We start from the raw sequence: 8,584 nt of genomic DNA on the forward strand, positions 1-8,584 counted from the left end.
AAAGAACCTTCACCGTTGATATAATCCGTTATTGCTTTAATCTTAAGTTCATGTGAATAATGTTTATTTCTACTATTACTTATTAATCCATCCACTCCAAAAGCCTTATATTTACGTATCCATTCCTCAACCGAGAAGCTAGAAACTTGTAGTTGATAAGCTATTTGCCCTACACTTATTTTTCCTGATAAATACTCCTTAACAACCTCTATCTTAATTTCTGACAATATTTTAGTTTTTCTTTCCATAATAAAATGCTCCCTCTATATAAACAGTTTTTATTATTTCAACTGTCTACTATAAAGGGAGCATATCAGTGGATAAACTTCTAGGTGCTTTTTGATACCTAATAAATGTTAAGTAGCAAATTATGAAAACTTAGTTTGAATAATATATTATAATTAGAATGAAAAGGGGGCAATTTTATGTTAGAACCATTAAAAAAATGGTATTGTGATACCTGTGGTGAAATTATTGATAAACCTGAAGATGGATATGTTCAATTTAAAAGATGCAAAGAGAATGGGTTGGTATATGAAGATTTTGTAATTGTACATCACAAGACTAAATCTCCATTAAAAAACAAAAGACGTGATGCTTGTTATATATATGATAGCGACAGCGATTTAAAAAGCTTTTTAGGTGATAAGGGTAAAGTAAATCTACTATCTTTATTAGATCCAGGCCCATACCATATGCCAGAATTTTTACAAATGACTAGCAATGTTCGAAAGTGGAATGATTTCTTTATGAGGTTACAATTACCTTATTACGAGGAAGCAAGGAGATATTGGAATAGAGCAAGTTCAGATGGATATTTTGGAGATTCAAATGAAGTATATATATATATGCCTGAAAATCTAAAAAGGATGATCGAATATTATAAAAATGAGGATGAAATATAGATATATTAAAAATTGATATATACTATTTTGTTTATATTTTAAATTATGTGTCAATAATATATAAAAATAGCATAAGGGGAAATAGATTTGATAGATATGCAAATAGTAAAACTTAGTATATTTACTTCTATAGTATGTAGCGTAGTCGTAGTTTTCATGATAAAGGGAATAGCTATGTTATTTAAAGAGATGAATAGATAAAATTCAAATTATGGGATTAGAGAGACCTAGAAGTGATAAACTTCCAGGTCCATTTTGATACTTAATAAATGTTAAGTAGTACATAAAAATAATTAATATTGTACATTAATTTTAAATATTATAACCAATGTTTTCTTTCACTCAATTTACTAAGAGCTCTTTTCTTAAGGCATGTACAATAATAGTAGTCTTTGCCTTTTAACTTAGAATAGATGGATAGATATCCTTTTTCACCATTATCATCTAAATATAAAAACTTTATAAGTTCAAGCTCTTCTTTATCTAAGAGTTTTAGTAAAAACAGTAATTTATTAGAAGTTATTGTTTTAAGGATAACTTCTTCAAGGTTTGTAGTGTCAGGAATAAAATCCATAGATTCCATATTATCTTTAACTATAGTATTTAAGCTTACAACTTTATTATATCTAATTTCTTTTCTACATAAATAATTAAAGTTATTTTTTATAGACAAAATCACATAAGGCGTAAAGACTTCAATACCTCTAGTAATATTAAAAGTATTTATTGATCTAAGCACTGTTTCTATACCACTTTGAACAAGATCATCAAAGGTAAAACCATTTAAGTAAATACCTTTAGTTTGTGAAACTATAAAACAATAGTATTTTTTAATTAATAATTCTTTTGCAGATACATCACCATTTTATGCATTGATTAATAAGAGATTAAGTTCATTAAATTCACTAGTATTTGTGGCGTTTCCAACCTTTGGTGTAATATTTGTCACATATTCATTAAATTTAACTTGCATATAAAGATTCCCCCCCTCTAGGTTTAAATAAAGTAATAGATACTTGAAAATATATTAGATATAGAAGGCATTTATAATTTTTATAAAACTACATAATGGTCATAAAGTTGGTAGGTTTTCAAACAATCATCGACAGAACATTTGTTCTTTGGATATATATTACAACTAATTTCAATTAAAATCAAGATAAAAATACAAAATATGTAAAAGTTAAGGTTCTTATTATTTTCGCATTTATATTCGATACAAATAAAATGTAAAGAAGTTTTAAAAGTTGATAAGTTCTGAAAATGAACTCAGTAACACCTTTGGTTGTAGATGGGTTTGTAGTTTATTAAAAACGCTTCAACAACATTTTTTAAAATAAAAAACTGAAATAGGATTTTTAACTTAAAATTGTATACAAATATACACTGAATGGATATAATATAAAGTATATTTGTATAAGGAGGTGCTAGAGATGAATAATACTGAAAAAATAATAAATTTAATTAATGAAAATAATGGTATTATAACATCAACACAGTTAACTGAGGCAAAAATACCTAGGCTTTATCTAAAAAAGTTTATGGACGAAAATATTATAGTTAGGATAGATAGAGGTATTTATGGTAAACCTGATATTTGGGAAGATGAAATGTACATTCTACAATATAAATATAGTAAAGGTGTATTTTCACACGAAACCGCTTTGTATATTCACGGATTTACTGATAGGACTCCAATGGAATATATAATGACTTTTCCAGAGGGATATAATGGGAAATCTTTGAAAAGTGAAAATGTTAAGGTTAAAAAATCTATATATGGTATATATGAGTTAGGAATAGTAGAAAAAATTTCTCCTTGTAGAAATAAAATAAGGATTTATGACTTGGAAAGAACGCTGTGTGATATTTTAAGAGGAAATAATAATTGTGATATACAAATTATAAATCAAGCAATGAAAAAATACGCTTCATATAAAGGTAGGGATATATCAAAACTTATGGATTATGCTGAAATATTGAAAGTTAAAAGCAAGGTAGCAAATTATATGGAGGTATTATTATGATAACTAAAAATGCAATGCAATTAAAAGCATTTATAAAAAATAAAGCTATTGAAAATAAAATATCTGCACAATTAGTTATGCAGAATTATATGTTGGAAAGATTACTTGAAAGAATATCGATATCAAAGTATCAGCATAATTTTATTTTAAAAGGTGGATTTTTAATTGCAGCAATTGTTGGACTAGATAGTAGAGCTACAATGGATTTAGACACAACAATCAAAGGGTTGGACTTAACACATGATATAGTAAGAAAAGTTTTCACTGATATCTGTAGCTTGAAAGTTGATGATGATATAGAATTTGAACTATTGGGAGTAGTAGATATTAGAGAACATGATGACTATCCTGGAATGAGAGTATCGTTGAATGCAAATTATAAGCCTCTAATAGTACCTTTGAGTGTTGATATTACTACTGGTGATAAGATAACACCAAGTGAAATAGAATATTCTTTTAAGCTTTTATTTGATGATAGAACAATTAAGGTCATGGCATATAATTTAGAAACTATTTTAGCAGAAAAATTAGAGACTGTAATATCTAGAGGTGTGGCAAATACAAGGCCAAGGGATTATTATGATATTTATGCTTTGCATAACCTTAGGAATCAAAAATATAATAATGCTGTACTTAAAAGTGCTTTAATTTCCACTGCAACTAAGAGGCATAGTATAAACAATATTTATAATTATGATAAAATTATAAGTGATGTCGAAAATAGTGTTAAAATACAAGGGTTCTGGAAGAAGTATCAAAAAGACTTTAATTATGCAAGAGAAATATCTTTTACAAATATTTGTAGCGTAATTAAAACTATATGCAATGAGATTAATATAGATTTACAAAGCACCTAGAAATTGATTCTAGGTGCTTTGTGGCTTATTCAATACATGGAATAAGCTCTAGTTTCTCTTTAAAAGATTGTAGGTGAAGGATCGTCCTTTATTGGTCCAATATGTTGCCATAATAACCTGTATTATATGAGTATTGGTGCTTTATCAAGATAAATGCTTTGCTTAAAAAGAAGTATAAATTAATATCCTCAGACTTCATTAAGATAGATAGAAGAGGTATAAATGTATCACTTATTAAAGGGCAAACATCTATATTAGAATATGAAAACCCTATAACCAATGAAAGAGTTAAGGTTGCATATAATGCTAAAAAACAATCAAAGACAGTATCTCAAAATCCAGATAACATTTTATCTATAAATAAAGATAACAGCACAAAGGCTTATGAATTTATTTTTGATGCTAAATATAAAATAGATACAACTAAAGAATATAGCGGTAGATATAATGGAGTTGGGCCTAAAGAAGAGGATATAAACACAATGCATAGGTATAGAGATTCAATAGTTTATAATAAAAAGGCTAAGAAAAATCCTGGTAAAAATGATGATAATAATACTAACAATGTCGATTATAATGAGGATAACAAAAACTGTATATTTGGAACATTAAGAGGTAAAGATCAAATAAAAGCAAATCTAGAAAATAACTTCTATCATACAAGAAAATCAAATGTAGATATAGTCAAAAATAAGATAGAATATATTGCACTTGCACAATCTAAAAAAAGCTTTGGCGATTAAGCAGGCATAACATACTATGGAAAAGTAAAAGCCATAGAAGAGGTAAGACGCTATGACATAAAGGAAATAGAAAGTGAATCAGTAGACTTATACTACAAGTTCCAAATTGAAGAGTGGCTAAAGCTAGAAAAGAAAATGTATCCACTGCTACCACTTCAATTATTTAATCTTAGAAAAGATCTTGAGACAGCTCATAAGAAAACAATAGAAAAATAATTATATCAAAATGATCTAGAAGTGATTTGCTTCTGGGTCATTGTTTATATTATGACAGGTTGGTACCTGCGAGATGGATTTATAACCTACTGGAAGGAGTTCTGAACTTGTCTTAATTTAAAATATGGAGAAATATCAAAGACAAGTATTTTGAGTTATCAGCTTATTTGTAGTATAGTTAAATGTAGCAAAAGGGAAATCAAAAGATAAAGCTTATAGCTAATAATAATTTATATTATGAAGGAAGTGATAAGATGAGTTCAACTAAATGTACCTTAAGAAAAGAAGTTAGAAATGAGATTAATAAATATATAGATAGTGAATTTATTATTGAAATGATTAAGGAAATAGTTAACTATATAAATACAACTAATAAGGTTAAGATTGTTGATTCTAATTTTGATGAAGATGATGAAAATTCTAGGGTTAATTTAATAAGTGATGGATCTTTTAACATTGATGATTATATCTATGTTAAGGACTTTTTATATGAGTTATCATGGGAAGGGACCTATATAAAAGAGTTTAAGGAAAGTGAACTTTCAGATGTTTTAAAAGATAGATCTAAGTACATACCAATGAAGATAACAGAGGAATCAGATGTTAAATATAAGTATATTCCTAAGGATATTGCTACTATTTTATTTGAAAAAGTAGAAAAATCTATGCAACTTAGAAAAGGTGAACTTTATAAAGAATTTAAGAAGAGATATACCTTAGAATATCTTTTTAGCAGAGTTAGATGGTACAAGAGATCTAGAGATGGAAAAGTATATTGTGATATAGATTTAAAAGAGTTAGATGAAGATAAAAGGGTAAAATATGAAGAACAAATAAAAGCTGAAATAGGTAATGCATATAAGGCTAGATGGGGAAACCTTGTTGCAGCAAAGGTAGGATCTTTAAATAATGAGCTTTTATTAGATACTTATAATGAAGGGTGCAACCTACTAGGTATTACTAACGAATATTTGGCAGAAATAATAGAGTGCGATAAGAGTTATAATGAAGAAAAATTAATAGATATAATGACATCTAATTGTAAAGTAGCAGCAAAATCTGCTAAAGGAATTAATAGGCTTAAGGTTAAAATTATTAACTCTATTGATGATAAGTTAGATTTACTTATTAATATGAACATTTATAATACAGATGATCATATGAGTTTATTCATGCAAAATGCTAGAGAAATAATATTTGGATATTATAAAACTGTTACTGTGGAAGGCTTTAGAAGTCAACTTTGCGGCAGTGAAGATAAGATTAAAAAATTAATAAGAAGAGTTGCAATAGTTGAAAATATATTTTACAAAGCCTATTTAAACAATAATGATAAAGCACCATCTATTGAAGAGATGAAAAATTTCTCGGAGTGTATTCCATGGATATGTACAAAGGGATTAATTTGGACATCTGAAAATATCTATATTAAAAGTATAGTAAAAGACGAAATACAAGAAATAATTTCAGATAATCCAATAGAGGAACATGAAGAAGCAAGAAAGATGAAAAGACATTTTTATCTTCATGTTGGTGATACAAATACAGGGAAAACATATGCAAGTATAGAAAGACTTATGGATGCGGAGACAGGCGTTTATTTAGCGCCTTTAAGATTACTGGCACTGGAAATTCAAGATAAGCTTAACTCTCAAAATATATCTTGTTCATTATTAACTGGTGAAGAAGAGGATATTAAATGCCATGCCTCACATGTTTCTTCAACTATTGAAAAACTGCAGCTTGGAATACCATATGATGTATGTGTTATAGATGAGGCTCAAATGATAGATGACAGGCAAAGAGGCTGGGCGTGGACAAGAGCTATAATTGGAGTACTCGCACCAGAGATACATATTTGTATGGCTTATGAGGCTAAAGACATAATAATTAAGTTGATTAAAGATTGTGGAAATACCTTTGAGGTTATAGATCATAAAAGGGATACAGAATTAATATTTGAAGAGAAGAAGTTTGATCTTAAGAAAGATATTAAACAAGGAGATGCACTAGTTGTCTTTGGTAAAAAGAAAGCATTAGCAGTTTCAGCTGAGCTTCTAAATAATAATGTAAAAACTAGTATTATCTATGGCTCACTTCCATATTCAACAAGAAAGAAGCAGTTTGAAAGATTCTTAGATGGAGAAACAGATGTAATAGTTTGTACAGATGCAATAGGGATGGGGGTAAATCTACCTATTAAACGTATTGTATTCTTAGAAACAAGAAAGTTTGATGGTATTTCACAAAGAAAATTAAAAGTTTCGGAAATTAAACAAATAGCTGGAAGAGCTGGACGTAAAGGCCTTTACGATGAAGGCTATGTTATAACAACATCTGATAGTAATTTAATTAAGTCATCATTAACTTCAGTGGCAAATAAAATAGAAAAATGCTATATAGAAATTCCAGATTCTCTTTTAGAATTAGATATAAATATTATAGACGCATTAAAAACTTGGAGTTTGGCGCCAGTAAAAGGATATTTTAAAAAGCCGGATGTTACAACAATAATATTCCTGTTAAATAGATTAAAAGCGCTTAATGTTAAAGCTTCCAAATCAGATCTTTTAAAGATGGCAACTATTCCATTTGAAGAAAATAATAAAAAAGTTATAGCCTTATGGGAAGAATACTGTATTATGTACAGCAAAGGTGTAGTAAACCTAAAAAGTCCAAAACTAAATAAAATAGTTAACACAAAGAAAGAACTTGATGAACTTGAAAGTTATTATAAATCATTAGAATTAAACTACTCCTTCGGTAAAAACTTTAAACTAATGATAAATAATAGCTATATTGCAAGTGAAAAAGAAAACACAGCAAATAAAATAAATGAACTACTTTTAAATAGTCTTCTTGATCATGAAAGAGTTTGCTTAGACTGCGGTAAAAAGCTAGCGTGGGATTACTCAAGTGAAAGATGTAGATTTTGTAAAGAAAAGCTACAAATGCTTAGAGGTGATAGTTATAAACCTAACTTTAGAAGTGGAAGAAAAGGCTTGGAACTTAGAGGTAAAAGCAGTAGAAGAAGAGGTTTTTAATTAGACTTAAGGCAGGTACAGTGATAGTAGTCTTTATTATTAAGTCTAACGTAAGTTGAAAGGGAAGGCCTATTTGGGGGATACATCTATGTAAAGAAATTTTATAAGTCCAAATTGGTCAGGTTCTAATTTCTTGAGTGTAAACCGTAATTCATTTAAAGTAGATGGTGATTTATTTAGCAAGCCCCTCAACCCTTCGTAAACTCAGTCGGGGCCAACATCCTTGGGGGTTGTAAAAATTTCCAATTATATAAAGTGGCATAAATAAAACATTATTATAAATATTGAGGATATCTATTAATGGTACTAAAACCATTGAAATAGATATCCTTTTTTGCGCGGCCAACACTTTGGTGTATTATTTAAAAAAATAACAGTATTTTTTCAAAAACCTTAACTACTGCATATATTTAAGTGAAGGGGGGTGAAACATATGGCAGTTAATTCAGTATTAGTTGATAGCGCAGTTGTTGTTAAGTACAAAGTTGGTGTAGACACTAAAGGAAATGATATCATCAAAAGCCAAAGAGCTAATGATTTAAATTTATTAGCTACAGAAGAAACATTAATGGATCTTGGAGATATAATTGGTGGCTTCATTAGTTATCCAATATCTCAAGTAACTAATGAAACAGTAACTTTACTATCTAGATAGTAAATGGCTTCTTAGGTTAAACCTGTTAATGTCAAAAGAAAGGAGGTGAAATGAATGGTTGAAAGAGTATTAAATATGAAGTTTAATGACGCAGCTGAGGGTAAATTTACTTTTGCAATTAAAGATGTGAAACCTGA

The 8,584-nt window shown here is 28.4% G+C and carries 7 protein-coding genes and 1 pseudogene; 6 read left to right on the top strand and 2 right to left on the bottom strand.

The annotated features are described in order from the left end of the window. Positions 1-248 (bottom strand): helix-turn-helix domain-containing protein (locus BLS77_RS19220; RefSeq protein ID WP_139164885.1); only part of this gene is annotated, 248 nt, incomplete at its 3' end. 177 nt (positions 249-425) lie between these two features. Between BLS77_RS19220 and BLS77_RS19225 the strand changes: the two genes are divergently transcribed. Beyond that, complete coding sequence (locus BLS77_RS19225) at positions 426-905, top strand: hypothetical protein (RefSeq protein ID WP_089973772.1); 480 nt, start codon at positions 426-428, stop codon at positions 903-905. 319 nt (positions 906-1,224) lie between these two features. Here the strand turns inward: BLS77_RS19225 and BLS77_RS19230 are convergent, their stop codons facing one another. Then, entirely contained in the window at positions 1,225-1,644 is a 420-nt protein-coding gene (locus BLS77_RS19230; protein ID WP_341423505.1) for a hypothetical protein, read from the bottom strand. 694 nt (positions 1,645-2,338) lie between these two features. Here BLS77_RS19230 and BLS77_RS19235 point away from each other — a divergent pair. The 5 genes and pseudogenes from BLS77_RS19235 to BLS77_RS19255 all read left to right on the top strand — a co-directional run bounded on the left by BLS77_RS19235 (position 2,339) and on the right by BLS77_RS19255 (position 8,447). Beyond that, positions 2,339-2,932: a type IV toxin-antitoxin system AbiEi family antitoxin domain-containing protein gene (locus BLS77_RS19235; RefSeq protein WP_089973775.1), complete on the top strand. Its 594-nt coding sequence runs from the start codon at positions 2,339-2,341 to the stop codon at positions 2,930-2,932. Continuing rightward, entirely contained in the window at positions 2,929-3,789 is an 861-nt protein-coding gene (locus BLS77_RS19240) for a nucleotidyl transferase AbiEii/AbiGii toxin family protein (RefSeq protein WP_089973776.1), read from the top strand. Before BLS77_RS19235 ends, BLS77_RS19240 begins: the two co-directional genes overlap by 4 nt. 134 nt (positions 3,790-3,923) lie before the next feature. Continuing rightward, positions 3,924-4,532 (top strand): annotated as a pseudogene (locus BLS77_RS19245) (nuclease domain-containing protein); the annotation flags it as partial. A gap of 470 nt (positions 4,533-5,002) precedes the next feature. Continuing rightward, a complete protein-coding gene (locus tag BLS77_RS19250) occupies positions 5,003-7,792 on the top strand; it encodes a helicase-related protein (protein WP_089973778.1) in 2,790 nt (929 codons plus the stop codon). 433 nt (positions 7,793-8,225) lie between these two features. Next, on the top strand, positions 8,226-8,447 hold the full coding sequence (locus tag BLS77_RS19255) for a DUF1659 domain-containing protein (RefSeq protein WP_089973779.1): 222 nt from the start codon (positions 8,226-8,228) through the stop codon (positions 8,445-8,447). Positions 8,448-8,584 lie beyond the last annotated feature (137 nt).

The sequence above is a fragment of the Clostridium gasigenes genome (assembly GCF_900104115.1).
In the GTDB taxonomy this organism is placed as follows: domain Bacteria; phylum Bacillota; class Clostridia; order Clostridiales; family Clostridiaceae; genus Clostridium; species Clostridium gasigenes.

Bases quoted from the DNA above. Each gene is read 5' to 3' on its own strand.
- BLS77_RS19255 (WP_089973779.1), top strand. From the start codon at position 8,226: ATGGCAGTTAATTCAGTATTAGTTGATAGCGCAGTTGTTGTTAAGTAC.
- BLS77_RS19225 (WP_089973772.1), top strand. From the start codon at position 426: ATGTTAGAACCATTAAAAAAATGGTATTGTGATACCTGTGGTGAAATT.
- BLS77_RS19240 (WP_089973776.1), top strand. From the start codon at position 2,929: ATGATAACTAAAAATGCAATGCAATTAAAAGCATTTATAAAAAATAAA.
- BLS77_RS19250 (WP_089973778.1), top strand. From the start codon at position 5,003: ATGAGTTCAACTAAATGTACCTTAAGAAAAGAAGTTAGAAATGAGATT.
- BLS77_RS19235 (WP_089973775.1), top strand. From the start codon at position 2,339: ATGAATAATACTGAAAAAATAATAAATTTAATTAATGAAAATAATGGT.